The following is an 18786-nucleotide window of genomic DNA, read 5'->3' as shown; positions in this document are numbered from 1 at the left end:
GCAGGTGCACACCATCTTCGGGGCCGAGGGCGTCGGGTCCAGGCCGTCGATCGGCGAGGGCGCTGACCGCGCCGGTGCCCACGATCAGGCGTCATAGGACATTCAGTGGGCGCCCCGGTGGGGTCGAGGACGTCGAGGGTGTGCTCGGCGACGTTGATGGCGGTGGCGCGGGCATCGGTGAGCACTCGCATGCCGGTGGCGGCCGTCGGCGGTGCGGTGGGCGAGGTTGGTCCAGTGCCTGACCTCCCGGAGACGTAGTAGGGATGCCGCAGATGGAGAAGTTGGGGTAGGCGTCGGCGACGACCACGGTGACCTCGGTGCTGGGGTCGAGTTCACGGATGCGCAGAGCAGCGCTGATTCCGGCGTCACTGCCGCCGATGGCGACTATATGGCGTGCGGCATGACGAAGTCTCCTCGGTGTATCGAGCGGAAGGGCGTGCTGCAGCGCTGCAGCGTGAAAGTCAGCGGGGTAGGTAGGTGTCAGGCAGTGGCGTCGGTGAGCGTGGTGTGCAGGCGTTGCACGCGGGCGGTGATGTCGTCTCGACCAGGCGCATGCGTTCGAGGCCGTCGATCCCGCGCCCAGGGTTCACTCCACCCGTTGGCAACGCATCGAGCTGCGCTTCCCGGCCCAGGGTGACCACCAGATCGACGTCGCGGGCCAGTTCCAGATCGATCAGCTGGTTGCTCACCGGTGATGTCGAAACCCACTTCCAGCAGCGCCTGGGCTGACAGATCATTGATTGCGCCACCGGGTCTGGTGCTGGCCGAATGCCCGTTCACGGTGTCACCGGCGAGCTGGCGATGAGCCCGGCGGCCATCTGTGACTTGCCGCCGTTCTTGACGCAGACGAATAGCACCGACGGTGTCGACGGGTCGGTCATGGGGTTCCTGCTCAGTTCTGCCGGGCTGTGACGTGGAGTTCGGCCAACAGTCGGCGGACGCGCTCTTCGATGTCATCTCGGATCGGGCGAACCCGTCGACGTCCTGACCCTGGGATCGGGCAGGTCCCAGTTCTCGTAGCGCTTGCCGGGGAAGATCGGGCAGGCGTCCCCGCAGCCCATGGTGATCACCACGTCGGCGGCCTGAACGATTTCGTCGGTCCGCTTGGGAATTCACCGGTGATGTCGATGCCGACCTCGGACATCGCCGCCACAGCGGGTTGATGCGGTCACCGGGCTCGGAGCCACCCGACCAGGCCACCGCGTCGTCACCGGCGAAGTGGGTGAAGAAGCCCAGCGCCATTTGGGAACGACCGGCGTTGTGGGTGCACAGGAACAGCACCGTGGGCTTTCCGTCGGTGATCTTGCCTTCGACTCGGGCCAAGGCGTGCAGGCGTTGGCGCGCGAATCGTCTGACAGCAGGGCAGGAAGTTGGAAACGGTGGCGCGCCCGGCGAACTGGTCGTAGGAAGTGTGCGATCGTCTCGACGCCGAAACTGTCTGCGAAGTCGCGCTCCAGGTGGCCGCGGTCTTCAGGGCGTGTTGTTGATCTATGGAAAGGTCGCGGTGGGGCGCAGGGCAGATGGGCTGTCGTTCATGGTCAGGACCTTCGTCGCGGATGGCCGGTCGGCTGCTGACGCCGGCACAGAGGTGTGGTCGGCGAAGCGGCGGCGCAGCGCCAGCGAGACGTAGACCAGGGCGACCAGCACGGGCACTCGATCAGTGGGCCGACGACCCGCGAGCGCCTGGCCCGAAGTAGCTCCGTAAGTTGCGATGGCGACGGCGATCTCGAAGTTGTTGCCCGCAGCAGTGAAGGCAAGCGTGGTGGTGCGCTCATACCCCAGCCCGATGACCGCACCGAGCAAGTAGCCGCCGCCCCACATTGAAGTACACCAGCAGCGGTAGCGCGATGCGGACGACGTCGAGGGTCTGCTGGTGATCTGATCTCCTGCAGCGCAAAGAGAATGACGATGGTGAACAGCAGCCCGTAGAGCGCCCACGGGCCGATCCGGGGCAGGAACTTCGATTCGTACCAGTCGCGGCCCTTGGCCTTCGCCGAGCCGGCGCGACAGATAGCCCGCCAGCAGCGGGATGCCCAGGAAGATGAGCACCGATTTGGCGATCTGCCACGGCGAGGTGTCGATGGTGGTCTGCTCCAGGCCGAGCCAGCCGGGCAGGACCGACAGGTAGAACCACCCCAGGACGGCGAACATGACGACCTGGAAGATCGAGTTCAGCGCGACCAGCACCGCGGCGGCCTCACGATCGCCGCAGGCCAGGTCGTTCCAGATGATGACCATGGCGATACAGCGGGCCAGGCCCACGATGATCAGCCCGGTACGGGTATTCGGGCAGGTCGGGCAGCATCAGCCACGCCAGCGCGAACATCAACGCCGGCCCGAACACCCAGTTCAAGAACAGAGAACTCAGCAGGAGCTTGCGGTCCCCGGTCACGGTGTCGAGGCGGTCGTAGGACCAGCCAACACCGGGTACATCATGATCAGCAAGCCGGGCGATCGGCAACGAGATGCCGTCGATCTGTACGCCGTCGAGCGCCGCGTTCATGCCCGGCACCCATCGTCCGAGCAGCAGCCGGCGGCGGATCCACACCGGCAGGAACCGGTCGAGGGTGGACAGTTCACCGGCGTCGAGGAAGTCGCCACGGTGTCCGTCATGCCGTCACCCCTGCCAGCGCGGGACTGTCGAGATCCAGCAGCGCCGCGATCTGCAACGCCTCCGGGACGACGGCGTAGTACACCCACGATGCCCGGCGCTCAGAGGTCAGGCAGGCGGCGCGCAGCACCTTGAGGTGATGCGACACCGTGGCTGCGAAACGTCGATACCGCCGGAGATGTCGCAGACGCACGCCCGCCGCCGGCTGGCGATCGCGCTGAAGAGCCGCAACCGCACCGGGTCGGCCAGTGCCTTCAGCTTCGTCGCCATCTCGGCGGCGGCCAGTTCAGTCAGTGGCTCGCGCAGCAGTGGCGGCGTGGCACAGCAGCGGTCCGCCCGCTCTCCGGAATCGACATGCATCGATATTGACAGTGATCGAATCAACGCGCAAACGAACAGACGATGAATTTTCGAAAGGGAAACGAAGCCGCCGCAGACGCCACTGTCCAGAATCAGTGAGCTTTGCCCTCTGCCGTGATGCGGCATTCGCGCGTGGCGCCGTCGCCACCGCCTGCGCGGTCCGTGGCATCGGTGACGGATGCATCTCGGTCGGGTCTAAATGTGGCGTCACTCAACGACTACCGGTGGTCGCGCTGCCATCCTGGTTCCGTGGCACCCAGAACAGCGAGGAAGACTGACAGCAGGCTGGCCGCTCGGCTCGCCGCGCTCGCCTCGATCGGCGCGTCAGTAATTCACTTCGCCGTCGTGCCGAACCACTGGCAGGAGTGGATGCCAGCAGGCGTCTTCTTCGCATCGCTCGCACTCTTCCAATTGCTCTGGGCGCGGCTCATTCTCTCCCGAACCACGACCCCTGTGCTTGCTGTTGGCATTGTGTTCAACATTGGAGCCATCGCACTCTGGGCGTTATCTAGGACCGCGGGAGCCCCGTTCGGTCCCAACGCCGGAGAAGCGGAATTGGTCCAAGCCGCGGACCTCTGCGCGCTTCTACTTCAAATTTACGTCGTGATGGGCGCCAGCTGGGTGTGGTACCGCGGCCTACAGGGAGAGCCGGTACCGGTGTTCTTTAGCGCATCGGTGCTCATGAGCGCGGTCGGCATCGTTGCGCTGGCGTCGACAGTGGGCGTTGCCTCGGGCCTGCGGCATGGCCACGACGCGCCAGCGAGCGCCGATGGTGGTCATCACGGGACAGCCCCCGGGGACGCGCAAAGCGAGCACCACGGGACCGCCCCCGACGATGCACAGAGCGACCAACAAGCCAATGAGGCTGAGTCTGAACAGGCCAATCAGCACGACTCCAGCGCTCAGGAGCCCCATGACCCTGAGAGCAACCATGATTCGGCCGTCCCGCCGCCAGTGAACGAGCCCGCCGGCCAGTCGGCGGTGCGGGCCGGCAGAAGCCCCGGCTTCGCCCGCGGTACCTGCGCAAGACGGTGATAGCGATCATGATCACAGCGAGTGAACAATCGATCTCTGCGCTTGTTCGGGGCCCCTTGACGATCGAACAGTTACTCCGTTGGTATCCGGTCGGCCCGTCTCGAAAGATCAACGCTCACAGGGTACGTCGTCGGTCAGGCCGAGTAGTCAACGTCTAGGGACGCTTATCGCCAACCTCAACCCGACCGTGCAAGCGGCCTGCCATTCGCAGCGCACCACGGAAAAGCTTCGCCTTCCGCAGTCCTAATGATCAAGAACTGCGCGCGTGCTCGCCTCAGGACTGAGGTCGAGGCGGCGCAACACTTGCGCATTGAGAGCCACGACGATCGTCGACAAGGACATCAGAATCGCGCCAACTGACATCGGCAGCACGAACCCGATCGGTGCGAGGACACCCGCAGCCAATGGCACTGCGACGAGGTTGTATCCGGCGCCCCACCACAGGTTCTGCTTCATCTTCCGGTAGCTCGCCCGGGACAGCTCGATCACCGACAGCACCGATCGCGGGTCGGAACTGGCCAGGATTACACCGGCAGAGGCGATCGCTACGTCGGTACCCGCGCCGATCGCGATGCCAACGTCGGCCTGCGCCAACGCGGGGGCATCATTGACACCGTCGCCGACCATGGCGACCTTCTTGCCCTCGTGCTGCAGAGCCGAGACCTTCGACGCCTTGTCCTCCGGGCGCACGCCGGCAAACACCCGATCAATGCCGAGTTCGCGGCCCACGGCCTGGGCGACCGCCTCGGCGTCACCGGTAATCATGACCACCTCGACGCCGAGCTTGTGCAGGGCGGCGACCGCTTCCCGCGATTCGGGGCGGATTTCGTCTGCCAAGCGCAGGCCGCCGAGCACAGCGCCGTCGCGGACGACGTGCAAGATGATGGCGCCCTCCTCACGCCACGCGGTGGCAGTGTCGACCTCTTGTCCGCCGATCTCCTCGAGTAAGCGGGGGCCGCCCACCCGGATCTCGTGCCCCTCGACGATGGCAGTCACACCGACCGCCGGAGACGACGAAAGCCACTGGCGCGAGGCACACTGAGTGCGCGCTCCATGGCGGCTCTCACGATTGCCCGTGCCAGGGGGTGTTCACTGTCGGCCTCGGCGGCGGCCGCCAGGGCGAGCACGGTGTCATCGTCGAGGTCGCCGCTGGCCTCGATGGCGGTCACCGTCGGTTCACCCTTGGTCAGGGTGCCGGTTTTGTCGAAGAGGACGGCGTCGACGGTGCGCATTCCTTCTAGTGCCAGGCGATCCTTGATCAGCACACCTCCCCGCGCGGCACGTTCGGTCGCGATTGACACCACCAGTGGTATCGCCAATCCCAACGCATGGGGGCATGCGATGACGAGCACGGTGATCGCCCGGACGACCGAGGCGTCGGGGTCTCCGACGATCGACCACGCCGCGGCGGTGATTGCGGCGGTCCCCAAGGCGAACCAGAACAGCCAGCCGGCCGCCCGGTCGGCGAGGCGCTGGGCTCGCGAGGACGAGTTACGCGCCTCGGTGACCAAGCGCTGGATGCCCGCCAGCGCGGTATCGTCGCCCGTGGCGGTGATTTCGACCCGCAGCCCAGAATCTGTGGCGACAGTTCCGGCCGTCACCGCGTCCCCGAGACCACGGGCCACCGATCGTGATTCACCGGTCACCATCGACTCGTCCATGTCCGCGCGTCCGTCGATGATTCTGCCGTCGGCGGGGACGCTGCCGCCGGGTCGGACGACCACCAGATCCCCGACGTGCAGGTCGGCGGGTGAGACGGTGATGATGCGGTCGCCGTCGACTTTCTCGGCCTCGTCGGGAAGCAGGGCGGCCAGGGAGTCCAGTGCGGAGGTGGTTTGGGCGAGGGAACGCATCTCGACCCAGTGGCCGAGCAGCATGATCACGATCAGCAGCGCCAGTTCCCACCAGAACTCCAGTTCGTGGTGGAGCAGGCCCAGGCTCGCGCCCCAGGAGGCGAAGAATGCGACGGTGATGGCCAGCCCGATGAGCAGCATCATTCCCGGCTTGCGAGACCGGATTTCGCTGACGGCACCGGTGAGGAAAGGGCGACCACCGACGACGTACATGACCGTGCCGAGCAACGGCGCGATCCAGCGGGCGCCGGGAAAGCCGGGTACTTCGTAGCCGAGCAGCATTGCGAACATGGTCGAGAACACGATGACCGGGACGGCTATGATCACGTTGATCCAGAAGAGCCTCCGGAACACAGCGACGTGATCGCCGCCGTGGCCGGCATGGCCCCCGTGTCCAGCATGGCCGTCGTGGCCGGTGCTCGTTTGGTGTTCGGGGCGTCGTCCGTCTCCGCCGCGGCCTTCGTGGTCCGGTGCGCGCCGCCGTGAGACGCCGCCACCGCGTGCTCGTCGTGATGTGTCATTTTCGCTCCTTGGAAGACTCATGTGTCGGTTCGAACGTGTGAGCAGCGATCGGAGGGCCGACGCAACTGCGTCGAGATGCACCGCTGTCACGCGTCATGGCCGCCAGAGTCGGTCAATCTGGACTCTTCAGTGCGTTTGGCGTCGTCGGCCGGTCCTGCGGCGGCAGCGTCCCGAAGACGGTGGCGTCATGACGAATGCGGTCAGGCCACGCCGGCGTACTTGTCGGGATCACGGTCGAACCGCGGTCCACATCCTTTGCAGCACAACCAGTACCGCCGACCGCGGTAATCGCGGAACAGGCCTGCGGCTTCGGCGGCCACCTTGTCCACTGGCGTGCCGGGCATGACCGGGCATGTCGTCTCGTCCGTTGCGGGTTCGAGGAGGTTGGTGGGCGCGGGATTGATGACCGTCGTGCCGAGGTCTTGTGGTGAGCCGCTGCAGCAGCAGCTCGACGTCGCATTCTCGTTGCCGGACATGGGGTCTCCTTAGTGCAGGGGGGTTAGTGGGCAGAGGCTGTGGATTTGAAGCCGCGCAGTCGGAGGCTGTTGCCCACGACGAAGACGCTGGAGAACGCCATTGCCGCGCCGGCGAGCATCGGGTTGAGCATGCCCAGGGCTGCGACCGGTATGGCGGCGACGTTGTAGGCGAACGCCCAGAACAGGTTCGTCTTGATCGTCGACAACGTTCTGCGGGATAGCCGGATCGCGTCAACGGCGCTGCGCAGATCGCCGCGCACCAGGGTGATGTCGGAGGCCTCGATCGCCACGTCAGTTCCGGTACCCATCGCCAAGCCGAGGTCGGCTTGGGCGAGGGCGGGCGCATCGTTGACGCCATCGCCGATCATCGCCACGGTCTTGCCCTCGGATTGCAGCCGGACGATGACGTCGACTTTGTCCTTCGGCATCACCTCGGCGATCACGGTGTCGATGCCGACCTCGGCGGCAATCTGCCTCGCAACGGCTTCGTTGTCACCGGTGAGCAGCACGGGGGTCAGACCCATCTGACGCATCTGTGAGATAGCCTGCGCGCTAGTGGGTTTCACGGTGTCTGCGACGACGAGCACACCGCGAACCTGACCGTCCCAGCCGGCGGCGACCACCGTCTTCCCTGCGCTTCAGCCGCTTCTTTCGCCTGCACCAACTCCGGGCTCAAGTGTTGGGACCAGTCGGCGAGCAGAGATTGGCGTCCCACGACGACGGCGTGGCCGTCGACGACGCCCTGTACACCTTGCCTTCGACATTGGCGAAATCCTCAGGGTGGGCAGCGTCCCGAGTTCTTCGGTCGCGGCGGTCGCGATGGCCTGGGCGATCGGGTGTTCCGAAGCGTTCTCCAATGCTCCGGCTAGCCGGAGCAGGTCTGCGCGTTCGGTCCCCGCGGCAGTGATGACATCGACCAGGGTCATCTTGCCGGTGGTGACGGTGCCGGTCTTGTCCAGCACCACAGTGTCGACCTTGCGGGTGGACTCCAGCACTTCCGGTCCCTTGATCAAGACGCCCATTTGCGCCCCGCGACCGGTGCCGACCAGCAGTGCCGTCGGCGTGGCCAAACCGAGCGCGCATGGGCACGCGATCACCAGGACTGCAACGGCGGCGGTGAAGGCGGCCGCGACCGGAAACCCTGCGCCCAGCCACGCGCCCAGTGTGATCACCGCGATCGCGAGGACGATCGGTACGAAGACTCCGGAAACGCGGTCTGCTAAGCGCTGGACTTCGGCTTTTCCTGTTTGGGCGTTCTCCACCAGTTGCGCCATCTGCGCCAACTGGGTGTCCGAACCGACGCGGGTGGCTCGCACGACCAGTCGCCCGCCGGCGTTGACGGTCGCACCGACCACGGAGTCACCTGGACCGACCTCCACGGGTACCGATTCGCCGGTCAGCATCGACGCGTCCACCGCCGATGTCCCCGACGTCACCACCCCGTCGGTGGCGATCTTCTCCCCCGGGCGCACGACGAACTCGTCGCCCACCACCAAGTCGTCGACGGCGATCTTCGCTTCCGCGCCGTCGCGCAGCACCGACACCTCCTTGGCGCCCAGCTCCAACAAGGCGCGCAGCGCCGCGCCGGCCTGCCGTTTGGACCGTTTCTCGAAATACCGTCCCGCCAGGATGAATGTCGTTACACCTGCTGCGACCTCGAGGTAGATGTTGGCGGCGCCATGAGACGGTGCCAACGTCAGTTCGAAGGGGTGCTTCATTCCCGGGGTGCCGGCGGTCCCGAGGAACAGCGCGTACAGCGACCACAGGAACGCCGACAAAGTGCCCAGGGAGATGAGCGTGTCCATCGTCGCCGTGCCGTGACGCAGGTTGGTCCAGGCGGCGCGGTGGAACGGCCACGCCGCCCAGACGATCACCGGCGCAGCGAGCGCCAGCGACGCCCACTGCCAGTACGTGAACTGCGCTGCGGGGATCATCGCCATCGCGATGACCGGCACCGACAACAGCACCGAACCGATCAGCCGGTGGCGTAACGACGCCATGTCGGGGTCGTCGGTTTCGCCTGTTTCCCGGCTGGGGGCGGGCTTCTCCGGTGTCGGTAGCGTGGCGCTGTAGCCGGCGTTCTTCACCTCGGCGATCAGTTGCGCCGGATCGTATCCGTCAGGCACCGTGACGGTGGCCTTCTCTGTCGCGTAGTTGACCGTTGCGGCGACACCGTCGATCTTGTTGAGCTTGCGCTCGATGCGGTTGGCGCAGGACGCGCAGGTCATCCCGCTGATGCGTAATTCAACGCTCGGGCCGGACACTGCTGTCGATGTCGTCATGCGTGGCACTGCCTTTCGATTCTCTGGGTAAGGCGGAAGTCTTCAGTGCCCGCCGGCATGGCCGGCGTCGCGCGAAGACTCTGGCGCGGGCTGATCGGTGTCGCCGCGCGCGGCGTCGACGACGAACGTGGCGGTGTGCACGGTGTCATCGACTTTGAAGTCGAGGTAGAGCAGGTAGCGACCGGCGGTGGGTGCGGTCGCCGCGAATGACACCGCAGGCCCGCCAGTGCGGCCCGCTACCGGCCCAGCCCCCTCAGGGTGCACGTGCAGATAGGCCAGGTCTCCCTCACGCAACGCGACGAGGTGACCATAGGCCCCCAGGTAGGGCTGCAATGTCGTCACTGACTCCCCGTCCCGGGTGACCGTCGCAGTGAGCTGCTTCGAGACGCCCGCGGTGAGCGCACCGTCGAGTTCTACGGTGTAGTCGGTGATCTCATCAATGATGCGTGTGGCGGCCCGGGGCGACGGAGCGAAGACGCCGGCCACCTCCACGGTCCGGGTGAGGGTTAGTTTCGTGCTGCCTGCCCGGGCAGGCTGAAAGTCGGCGAACACGCGGTAAGAGCCCGCGGCGTTCCACGCCCAGGGCGTCGACCACGTGCCCGCGGTGCGGTCCAGGACGGGGTGTACGTGCGCGAAGTGCTGGCCATCAGAACGGACGACGATGAGATGCAGCTGCTTGTCGTGCACGGTCGCGTAGTCAAGCAGCGGCTCGCCACCAGGATCGACGATGGCGAAGCTCAACGTTCCCCGACCACCAGGGGCGACGGGTGCCCGTACCGGGCTGAGCGCATAGCCATCTCGGGCGAGGGACAACCCTGGCGGATCGGCGGACGGAAGGGACACCGGCGCCGCTTGCTCGGTGGTCGCGGCGCGACCACCAGGGCTATCCGCGCCGGGGTTCAGCGAAGCGGTCACCGCGGTGTCAGGAGCGACGGCCGCAGCGGCGCCGTACGCAGCCGCGAATGCCATCACCAGCCCCGCACCGAATGCGGCCAACCGTCCCGCGGCGTTCATGCGACGCGCAACGCCGAATAGCCGGCCTCGTCGACGGCGTTGAGAACCTGCGCGTCATCGATGGGACCGCTGGACGTCACGATCAGCGTCCCAGTCGTGGCGCTGACCTCGACGTCTTCAACCCCGGGCACCCCGCTCACTTCCTCACGCACCGACAGCTCGCAATGCCCGCAGGTCATACCCGTGACGGTGTACTCGATCGTGCTCATATCCGACTCCCATCTGCATGCCGTAGATACCCCTACGGGGTATTGGTACCTTCTGAAGGTATACCCCCCGCGGGTATGAAGCAAGGGTGGGGTTTACCGACTAACGAGGTGCCATCCGCGCGTCAATGCTCTTCGCGGCCTGAACGATGGAAGGGATGATTGACGATGCGGACGCTTCACGTGGGCAACGACGGCTGGCCGCTGATGGGCGAGGCGATCGGCAACGGCGAGCTGATCGTCATGCCTCACGGCGGTGGGCCCGGTCACCACAGCATGAAGCCACTTGCCGATCGGCTTGCGGGTCGGTATCGCGTTGCGCTACCCGACATTCGAGGGCATGGCGCACCAGACGCATCTGATGATCGCAGTTGCGCGCCGGGAGGCAGCACAGTTTGAACGTGGACCAAGGCAAGCGGCAATGTGCGCGTGGTGAAGCCAGATTGCCCTTTACCCTGCAGCGCAAACACGTTGCCAGGCAGCCGGTTCGAAGGGGCTGCGAGACCCGCACATGCCACACCGTATTCGGCACACATCGACCCAGGACGCTTGGTACGTAGCGTTCGACGCCGCGTGCCGCGACGTTCGGCCGGGGCCGTTTCTCCGCGCTGACCGGTACATGGCCGACCGCGCGCGACCGAGTCACACCGCTACTGCGGTTCCATCCCGCTGACCGGCTTGGTCAAGGCGTAGTAGGCGTACCGGCTGTCGAGGCGGTTGCGCGGGACCAGAGTGACTAGCTGCGGCTCGAGGCCGCACTCGCCCGCGAGTCTCCAGAACTCCTCGATGGTGAACGTCGTGTTGAGCGCCAGGTTGCGAGCGTAGGCCCAGCCGATCCGTCCGCGGGTACGACCGTCGCTGGTGTGATACTTCACCTGCACGAAGGCCATTCCACCCGGTCGAAGCACGCGTTGGGCGATGCGGAGGATGGTGCGCACGGCGTCTACTCCGGTGGTCAACTCAATGACGTAGAGGCATAGGAAAAGGTCGCACGCGTGGCGCAGGCCGTCGGCAGCTGCGTTCGGGTCGGCGAGATCGATGAGCAGGGTGTCCACCGGGGTGTTGCAGACGGCCTGCACTTGGCGGAAGCATTCGGCGAGGTTGTCCGGCGAAATGTCGGCGGAGATGAAGCGCTCGACATGCGGCGCGAAGGCCACGGCGTTGGCTCCCCCACCCGCCCCCCATTCGATGATCGTCGTCGGAGTGTCGACCTCCAGCGCGCGAGCGAACCGCTGATAGATCTCCAAGTGGTCCCTACCAACCTCAGCGAAGGCCTCGTCGCCGATTCCGTGTCGCCAATGCGAATTCGAGTCCCACGACTGGTCGCCATCGGAGGCGGACCAGTATCGGGCCGCTTGTCTCCCGATACGGGCGTCGTGTCGACGTGGCATGAGCAGCCGGACGGCGGCCACGATGAACCGTTCTCCGCGTGCGGCCATGCTCAACCCCGTCCGCCGGTCACGGGACTGGCCATCGCGTTTCCTCACGCGGTCACGCGGCCGGGCGCGACGGCCAGGCGGTACCCGACGCCACGCACGCTCAGCACCAGAGCCGGTTCTTCGGAATCGTCTCCGAGTCGGCGGCGCAGCGCAGCGATGTGCACGCTAATCCGTTCGGTGTTTGCGCTCGACCGCGATCCCCAGACCGCCTCCATCAGATCCCGGCGGGTGACCACGGCACCGCGCCGCCTGGCCAGCTCGACCAAGATGTCGAACTGGGTACGAGTCAGACCGATCCGCTGGTCTGCGATCCGCACCTCACGTCGACCAACGTCGATCGACAACGGTCCGTACGAAAATCGCCGTGGCATGGGATCGCCGCCTTCTGCAAGCGCTTCGTTGGCCTGCCATCTCCGCAGCGCGGCCCGCACCCGCGCCGCAAGCTCGCGGCTGCTGCGCGGACCGGTGAGGACGTCGTCAGCGCCTGCTCGCAAGCCCGCCACGACGACGTTCTCGTTGCCCGCACTCGTGCACATCGTGACGTGGGAATCACAGACGTCGCGTATTTCTCGGCACACCTGCATCACCGAACCACCCAGGAGATCCACGTCGAGCGCGACGAACCCCGGCTGCAGCCGCTGGGCGGCGCCCACCGCCTCATCACCGTCGTCGGCCACCACCAAGGAGACCTCATCGGTGCGGAAGTGGTCGGCGACCGCCTCGATCCACCTGAGGTGGTCGCCGACGATCAACATCGTCGCCGGGGCCGGTGCCGTCGCCATCAAGCCGTCACGCATTAGGAAATACTGCACTACTACGTAGAGCAGTACAGACTCTTGGCAGCGGCGTGTCGAATTCACCCCCTTGCATGAAGCCGATACACACGGCCGCGAAAGGCATAGCGCGCGCGAACTTTCGCGCGCCGCGCCGCGGCCGGTGAATTGTTACGCAAGCGAGACTTGAGGCGCAAGTCACCTCACGTGACAAATGTTAACGTTTGATCTGAACGTGATACCTACGTACTGCCCTGCTACGTAGACGGTCGGTGGTCGGTCGGCAAGCATCCGGTGATCGACGCGGGATCTACCCATGCGCTGCGCCGGCCGACGACCGAGAAGGCGAGGACCGTGTCCACGAAGCTCCACCGGCGCCTGAAGGCTCTGAGCTGTATGGCCATCGCCACGCTCGCAGTGACCCTAGCCGCGCCCGCGGCCGCGCAACCGGGCGACGTGACCTTGGATCCGAGCCTTCCACAGGTTGTCAGTGCTGGCGCACCCGGCGACCCCCTCGCCATCGCCAACGCCTCACTTCGCGCCACCGCCATGGCTACCGAGACCACGATGAACCTCGGCCGCAACTTCCTGCGCACTTTGGGTTTCGGAGGCGCCGAACCCAGCGCCGCTCCGCTGGCGTCGGGCCGTGTGTCGGGCAGTCAGGCCATCGAGTACGTCATCCGCCGTGCAGGCACACAGCTCGGGGTGCCTTATTCATGGGGCGGCGGCAGCCTGACCGGACCTAGCCGCGGCATCGACCAGGGCGCCGGCACAGTTGGTTTCGACTGTTCAGGACTGACTCGATTCGCCTTCGCCGGTGTTGGCATTCTGCTACCCCGCTGGTCCGGTGACCAGTACAACGCTGGCCGCAAGGTCCCTCCGTCGCAGGCCCGCCGAGGCGACCTGTTGTTCTGGGGTCCCGGAGGCAGTCAGCACGAGGCGCTCTATTTGGGTAACGGCCAAATGCTGGAGGCCCAACAGACGGGTGTTCCGATCAAGATCTCACCGGTGCGCAAAGCCGGAATGACGCCTTACGTAACGCGCATCATCGAGTGACGCGCCTGTGCAGCATCCGCATCTGCCCATCGTCGCCGTTCGGGCAGGCCGGGGCCCACCGGGCCCGGGCTGGGATGTCGGCGATGGTGTTGTCGCCACCGGGTTTAGCGAAGACGCGTTGGGCAGACTCGGAACGCAGACGTTGTCGACGTCATTGGTGTTCACGGCCGAGGGCCACTATTCAACCGCCGCAGGTACACCCGGCTAGTGTGATCGGAGCAGGAGCTGATCAGATTGGATCGGTGGCATCGCCACTAGAGGCACAATGCAGGGCGGCGCTATCGTCGCTCAGTGGCGATGAATACCCCGGGTGGTCATGCAGCTGCCGGACCACGCTGGAGCGGCGCGGCGCTCCTTCGCCCGGGGGTGTTGGCCTTCACCGGATCGATCGGCCCCACCGATGCCCACGCCCACCACGCCGTGCAGGTCATAACCGCGACATCGGCTTTGACGGTGCTCGATGGGCACGGCGCCCGCCACGTCGGAACGAAGGTGGTCGTGCCCGCCGACGCGCCACACCAGATCGAGGTCGGCGCACAGGAGGGCACGGTGGTGTTCCTGGAGCCGGAGTCCGCGCCGGGCCGGGCCGCGCATTCGCGCGCCGTCCACTTCGGATGGACGGTCACCCCTCTGCTTAGTTCCACTCGGCGACAAGCGCTGTCCGCGGTCGTCGACGAGCTGATCGCGAGCCTGGCACCTACCCCAGTTGTTCACGGCAGTGACACGGCGCGCCATCCCGCCGTCGATGACGCATTACGTCTGTTGCCCGACCTCATGGCGGCTGGCACGGTCAGCGGAACCAAACTCGCCGCCATAGTTGGGATCTCGGCGAGCCGCTTGACGCATCTGTTCTCTCAGCAGGTCGGCATTCCGTTGAGACGCTACGTGTTGTGGTCACGGTTGCAGCTTGCCATCACCCGGGTGCAGGCCGGCGATGACCTGACCGGCGCGGCGCACGGCGCGGGATTCGCCGACAGTGCCCATCTCACTCGCACCACCCGTGAGATGTTCGGCCTGCCACCCTCGGTGCTGAGCCGGCACGTCTCCTGGGACCTCGACAACGAATAGCCGAATCATTCAAGCCATATCGCGGCGGCGGCCGCGACGATCAAGGCATGAGAACGAACTCTTCGACATCGACGGCAATCACCGCGGTCCAGACGGTGGCCCGCTACGGCTACGTGCCGTTCATGTTGATCGGCTTCAACGGGGTGGGCATCGCCGTGGCGGCCGCCGGCGCGCCGAAGTACTGGCTGCTGGCGATTCTGGCGGCCGCGATCATGACCGCGTTCCTGGTGGAGCGGGTCATTCCGTATGACGAGGAGTGGAACGACGACCGCGCCGATGGCACCCGCGACCGCATCCACGTGGCGGTCAACGAAACCCTGATCCTGGCCAGCGTCGCCGCGATCCCGCTGCTCGCAGCGATCGTCCCCGCGCCGCAGTTGTGGCCACACAGCTGGCCTTTCGTCGCACAGGTCCTCGCCGCGATCCTGGTCGCGGATTTCGGCATCACCGTCGTCCATCTGGCCAGCCATAAGATCGGCGTGCTGTGGCGCTTTCACGCGGTGCACCACAGCATCACCCGCTTCTACGGCCTCAACGGCCTGATGAAACACCCCCTGCACCAAACCGTCGAGATGGCCGCCGGTGTCGCACCCCTGATCCTGATCGGGCTGCCCGTCAACGTCGCCTCCGCGCTTGCCCTGGCTGTCGCGATCCAGCTGCTGCTGCAGCACTCCAACGCCGACTACCGGATCGGCCCGGTCAAGTACGTCCTGGCCCTCAACGAAGGCCACCGCTTCCACCACCTGAAATGGGCCGGCATCGGCGACGTCAACTTCGGGCTGTTCACCCTCGTGTGGGACCACCTCATGCGCACCTACTCCTATGACCCCGCCCGCCGCTTCGACTCCACCCAGCTGGGCATGGCCGCCAAACCCGACTACCCCAGCAGCTACCTGCGCCAGATGATCTACCCGTTCACGCCCGGCGGCGGCTGCACCCTTGCACCCGCCGCCGACACCCGCGTGGCAGAGACACGGCCACCGACATTCGGTCCAGCCTCGAACTAGCCGGTTTCGTCGCACAACGCTGTCGTGACATCGAGGCTATTGACAACTGGCGCTACGTCATCGCGAGTCAGGCCAGTGCCAAGAACAGCTTTTCCAGCTCGGCCTCGGTCATGGGTTGTTGTCCCTCGGTGGCCTCTCCGGTCAGGCATTCGCGTAAGCCGGTGGCGACAATCTTGAAGCCGGCCTTATCCAGGGCGCGCGACACCGCGGCCAATTGTGTGACGACGTCCTTGCAGTCGCGACCTTGTTCGATCATCGAGATCACCCCGGCGAGCTGCCCCTGGGCCCGACGCAACCTGTTGAGCACTGCGGCGATGGCGTCTTCGTCACCGACCATGACTGTGGGTCCTTTCAGCAGCGGGGGTAAACCCCCACGTTACCCGTGGGGGTATTGGTTGGACAGTTCTCACGCGGCGATCCGAATCGGGATGAGGCGGCGCAGGGGGCAGTAGGTGTACCGGGCACACGCGAATGTCATGGTGGCGGCAACGGCAGTGAGTGTCGCGGCGGCGATTCCCACGCCGAGGTGGATTTCTTGGGACACGACGACCGTTGACATCGCAAGGACGAACCAGCCCAAAGCCTTTCGCAACAGGTCGGGTTTGACCATGGCGGTCAGGCGGGCGCCGACGAGGGCACCGACCGCGGCCGCGGTGGCTACTGCCAGCGCTGCCGGCCAAGTGATCGGCACGCTGGACAGGTAGCCGCCCAGGCCCGCGAACGAGTTCATCGAGATCACGATCAACGAGGTGCCGACCGCGACCGGCATGGGCAACCCACCGAGCACGGCGAGGGCGGGCACCACCAGAAATCCGCCGCCCGCGCCGACCACGCCGGTCACCAGTCCGACCGCCAAGCCCACGCAAAGGATCTTCGGAACCGGCACATGTGGTCGGTCGGCGGCGTCGACGGCCGTGCGGCCGCGCAGCATCGCGACCGCCGTGGCGGCCATCATCGCAGCGAAGCCGACCAGCAAGACCGTGCCCGGAATGAACCGAGCCAGGACGCCGCCACTGTAGGCGCCCGCCATACCCGCTGCGCCGAAAGTGAGACCCGTGCGCCATTGCACCCGGCCGGCCCGTGCGTGAGAGAGGACGCCGATCGTGCTGGTCACACCGACGACCAACAGCGAGGTGGCAATGGCCTGCTTGGCGTCCATGCCGGCGACATAGGCGAGCAGCGGCACCATCAGGATCGAGCCGCCGCCGCCGAGTAATCCCAGCACCATGCCGACGATCACTGCCAGGCCGACGGTGAGCACGGTCATCGCCAATTGCCGGAGCAATGTGCGGTCTCGGACTCACCGGTGTGTCGAACGTCGACCAGCCGTGAGGGGGTCGACGACGCTGCAGGCCCACCGTCGTCGACGTGGTGGGGATTGGGGGAGGTGGGTGCGGTCATCATCGTCACGGCGAATCCCTTCAGGCGTTCGGCATATACCTAGGGGGGTATAGTCAGATATGGTGGCATACCCCAGGGGGTACCCGCAACTCCGTACGCGTTCCGCCCTGGGGCCTGCTGGGGCGGTGACTCACCGCCACACACGAAAGGACACCTGAACCATGAAATTCATGCAGTACTACTTGGAATGTCTGTCCCACGCGTCGTATCTGATTGCCGACGAGACCACCGGCCGCGCAGTCGTCGTCGATCCCCGGCGCGATGTCGCGGACTATCTGTCGGACGCCGAAAAGCTGGGCTGGCGAATCGAACTCGTAATCGAGACTCACTTCCACGCCGATTTCGTGTCCGGTCACCTGGAGCTAGCCGCAGCCACCGGCGCCACGATCGTGTACTCCTCGGTCGCGCAGACCGAGTTCGCGTCGATGGGCGTCGCCGACGGCGAACGCTATGACCTGGGCGAGGTCACGCTGGAGTTCCGCCACACCCCAGGCCACACGCCCGAATCGATGAGCATCGTGGTCGAGCGCCGCGGCGATGAGGTCCCCTACGGCGTCCTGACCGGCGATACCTTGTTCATCGGTGACGTCGGGCGGCCCGATCTGCTCGCCTCCATCGGGTTCACCCGTGAACAGTTGGCGGGCATGCTGTACGACTCGCTGCACAGCAAGCTGATGACACTGCCAGATGCCACTTGGGTGTACCCGGCGCACGGCGCGGGTTCGGCATGTGGCAAGAACCTTTCCACCGACCTGTGGTCGACCATCGGCGAGCAAAAGCAGACCAACTACGCCCTGCATGCCGCCGATAAGGCCACGTTCGTGGATCTGGTCACCCAAGGACAACCGCCAGCACCCAGCTATTTCGCCGTCGACGCCATGCTCAACCGGCAGGACCGCGCACTGCTCGATGAGACGAAGATGCCGACCGCACTGAACTACACCGAGGTCCTCGACGCGCTCAACGGCGGCGCACTCCTGGTCGACGGCCGTAGCCCCGATCACTTCGCGCTGGGCCACCTGCGTCGCTCGATCAACATCGGACTCGACGGCCGCTACGCGGAGTTCGCCGGGTCGGTGCTGCCCTCCGACGTCGACATCGTGTTGTTCAGCGGACCCGGTCAGGAACTGGAAGGCAAAAATCGTCTCGCGCGTATCGGTTTCGACCGCGTCGTCGGCTACCTCGACCGCCCGTTCGAGGTCATGTTCGACCACCGCAGTGATGTCCAGATCGCCCCTCGGTTAACGGCCAAATCCTTCGACCAGCGCAGATCCGAGTTCACCGACGTGCAGGTCGTCGACGTGCGCAACCCCGGCGAAGTCGCGGCGGGAAGCATCCCGAACGCCGTCGCCATCCCCGTGGGTCAATTGCCCGATCGGTGCGAAGAGCTGGATCCAGCCAAGCCGACGGTCGTGTACTGCGCCGGCGGATATCGCTCCTCGGTAGCCGCGAGCTTGTTGCGCCAGCGCGGATTTGGAGACGTGAGCGACATCGTGGGCGGCTTCAACGCGTGGGAAGCCGCTCAACAGAATGCGTAGATGAGTAGACGAAATGGCGAGCGTCGCCAACGCACGAAGCATCGACGGCCCCTCCCGCGGCTAGGGCGGATGTCCAGTGACGCCGCGTTGCTCCGAACGGGCGCATGTCCAGCCTGCGGCCTGCCGCAGGCTCGAAGTATCGCCA

At 65.9% G+C, this 18786-nt stretch carries 13 protein-coding genes and 7 pseudogenes; 6 read left to right on the top strand and 14 right to left on the bottom strand.

What is annotated here, in order from left to right:
• Position 1: 1 nt before the first annotated feature.
• The 5 pseudogenes from G6N61_RS31270 to G6N61_RS30510 all read right to left on the bottom strand — a co-directional run.
• Positions 2-445 (bottom strand): annotated as a pseudogene (locus tag G6N61_RS31270) (FAD-dependent oxidoreductase); the annotation flags it as partial.
• A gap of 35 nt (positions 446-480) precedes the next feature.
• Positions 481-881 (bottom strand): annotated as a pseudogene (locus tag G6N61_RS30525) (arsenate-mycothiol transferase ArsC).
• 11 nt (positions 882-892) lie between these two features.
• Positions 893-1522 (bottom strand): annotated as a pseudogene (locus tag G6N61_RS30520) (arsenate reductase ArsC).
• Positions 1513-2575 (bottom strand): annotated as a pseudogene (arsB, locus tag G6N61_RS30515) (ACR3 family arsenite efflux transporter); the annotation flags it as partial. The pseudogenes arsB and G6N61_RS30520, both read right to left, overlap by 10 nt.
• Positions 2576-2609: 34 nt before the next feature.
• Positions 2610-2896, bottom strand: a pseudogene (locus G6N61_RS30510) (ArsR/SmtB family transcription factor).
• Here G6N61_RS30510 and G6N61_RS31055 point away from each other — a divergent pair.
• Together G6N61_RS31055 and G6N61_RS30505 are read left to right on the top strand one after the other, a co-directional pair.
• A complete protein-coding gene (locus G6N61_RS31055; protein WP_235887704.1) occupies positions 2790-3017 on the top strand; it encodes a hypothetical protein in 228 nt (75 codons plus the stop codon). The pseudogene G6N61_RS30510 and the gene G6N61_RS31055 sit on opposite strands and share 107 nt — an antisense overlap.
• A gap of 203 nt (positions 3018-3220) precedes the next feature.
• The gene (locus G6N61_RS30505; protein ID WP_235887361.1) at positions 3221-4006 is read left to right on the top strand and encodes a hypothetical protein; all 786 of its coding nucleotides are present in this window, start codon (positions 3221-3223) and stop codon (positions 4004-4006) included.
• Between the two features lie 243 nt (positions 4007-4249).
• Here the strand turns inward: G6N61_RS30505 and G6N61_RS30500 are convergent.
• From G6N61_RS30500 to G6N61_RS30470, 7 genes and pseudogenes are all read right to left on the bottom strand, one after another.
• A pseudogene (locus tag G6N61_RS30500) lies at positions 4250-6380 on the bottom strand (heavy metal translocating P-type ATPase).
• A gap of 201 nt (positions 6381-6581) precedes the next feature.
• Positions 6582-6857 carry a YHS domain-containing protein gene (locus tag G6N61_RS30495; RefSeq protein ID WP_163916675.1) on the bottom strand — a complete coding sequence of 92 codons (276 nt, stop codon included), beginning with the start codon at positions 6855-6857 and terminating at the stop codon, positions 6582-6584.
• Between the two features lie 23 nt (positions 6858-6880).
• A pseudogene (locus G6N61_RS30490) lies at positions 6881-9139 on the bottom strand (heavy metal translocating P-type ATPase).
• 42 nt (positions 9140-9181) lie between these two features.
• Positions 9182-10153, bottom strand: coding sequence for a DUF8832 domain-containing protein (locus G6N61_RS30485; RefSeq protein WP_163916672.1), 972 nt, complete (start codon positions 10151-10153; stop codon positions 9182-9184).
• The gene (locus G6N61_RS30480) at positions 10150-10362 is read right to left on the bottom strand and encodes a heavy-metal-associated domain-containing protein (RefSeq protein WP_163924532.1); all 213 of its coding nucleotides are present in this window, start codon (positions 10360-10362) and stop codon (positions 10150-10152) included. The genes G6N61_RS30485 and G6N61_RS30480 overlap by 4 nt, the downstream gene beginning before the upstream one ends.
• A gap of 647 nt (positions 10363-11009) precedes the next feature.
• Entirely contained in the window at positions 11010-11798 is a 789-nt protein-coding gene (locus G6N61_RS30475) for a methyltransferase domain-containing protein (RefSeq protein ID WP_163924531.1), read from the bottom strand.
• Between the two features lie 44 nt (positions 11799-11842).
• Positions 11843-12595, bottom strand: coding sequence for a response regulator transcription factor (locus G6N61_RS30470; RefSeq protein ID WP_163916670.1), 753 nt, complete (start codon positions 12593-12595; stop codon positions 11843-11845).
• Positions 12596-12967: 372 nt separating this feature from the next.
• Between G6N61_RS30470 and ripB the strand changes: the two genes are divergently transcribed.
• The 3 genes from ripB to G6N61_RS30455 all read left to right on the top strand — a co-directional run bounded on the left by ripB (position 12968) and on the right by G6N61_RS30455 (position 15702).
• Complete coding sequence (gene ripB, locus G6N61_RS30465) at positions 12968-13627, top strand: NlpC/P60 family peptidoglycan endopeptidase RipB (protein WP_163925218.1); 660 nt, start codon at positions 12968-12970, stop codon at positions 13625-13627.
• 297 nt (positions 13628-13924) lie between these two features.
• Positions 13925-14695, top strand: a complete 771-nt coding sequence (locus tag G6N61_RS30460; RefSeq protein WP_163924534.1) for a helix-turn-helix domain-containing protein — start codon at positions 13925-13927, stop codon at positions 14693-14695.
• Positions 14696-14742: 47 nt separating this feature from the next.
• Positions 14743-15702 (top strand): sterol desaturase family protein, encoded by a 960-nt coding sequence (locus tag G6N61_RS30455; RefSeq protein WP_235887360.1) that lies wholly within the window; start codon positions 14743-14745, stop codon positions 15700-15702.
• Positions 15703-15769: 67 nt separating this feature from the next.
• Here G6N61_RS30455 and G6N61_RS30450 read toward each other — a convergent pair whose 3' ends face one another.
• Together G6N61_RS30450 and G6N61_RS30445 are read right to left on the bottom strand one after the other, a co-directional pair.
• Positions 15770-16039, bottom strand: a complete 270-nt coding sequence (locus G6N61_RS30450; protein WP_137146001.1) for a metal-sensitive transcriptional regulator — start codon at positions 16037-16039, stop codon at positions 15770-15772.
• 69 nt (positions 16040-16108) lie between these two features.
• A complete protein-coding gene (locus tag G6N61_RS30445) occupies positions 16109-16969 on the bottom strand; it encodes a sulfite exporter TauE/SafE family protein (RefSeq protein ID WP_163924530.1) in 861 nt (286 codons plus the stop codon).
• 295 nt (positions 16970-17264) lie between these two features.
• Here G6N61_RS30445 and G6N61_RS30440 point away from each other — a divergent pair, with 295 nt between their 5' ends.
• Positions 17265-18641: an MBL fold metallo-hydrolase gene (locus tag G6N61_RS30440; RefSeq protein ID WP_163924529.1), complete on the top strand. Its 1377-nt coding sequence runs from the start codon at positions 17265-17267 to the stop codon at positions 18639-18641.
• The last annotated feature ends 145 nt before the right edge of the window (positions 18642-18786 follow it).

The organism is Mycolicibacterium arabiense (genome assembly GCF_010731815.2).
In the GTDB taxonomy this organism is placed as follows: Bacteria; Actinomycetota; Actinomycetes; order Mycobacteriales; family Mycobacteriaceae; genus Mycobacterium; species Mycobacterium arabiense.
Note: the sequence above shows the minus strand (reverse complement) of the source record. Positions and strands in the feature narration are given on the sequence as shown.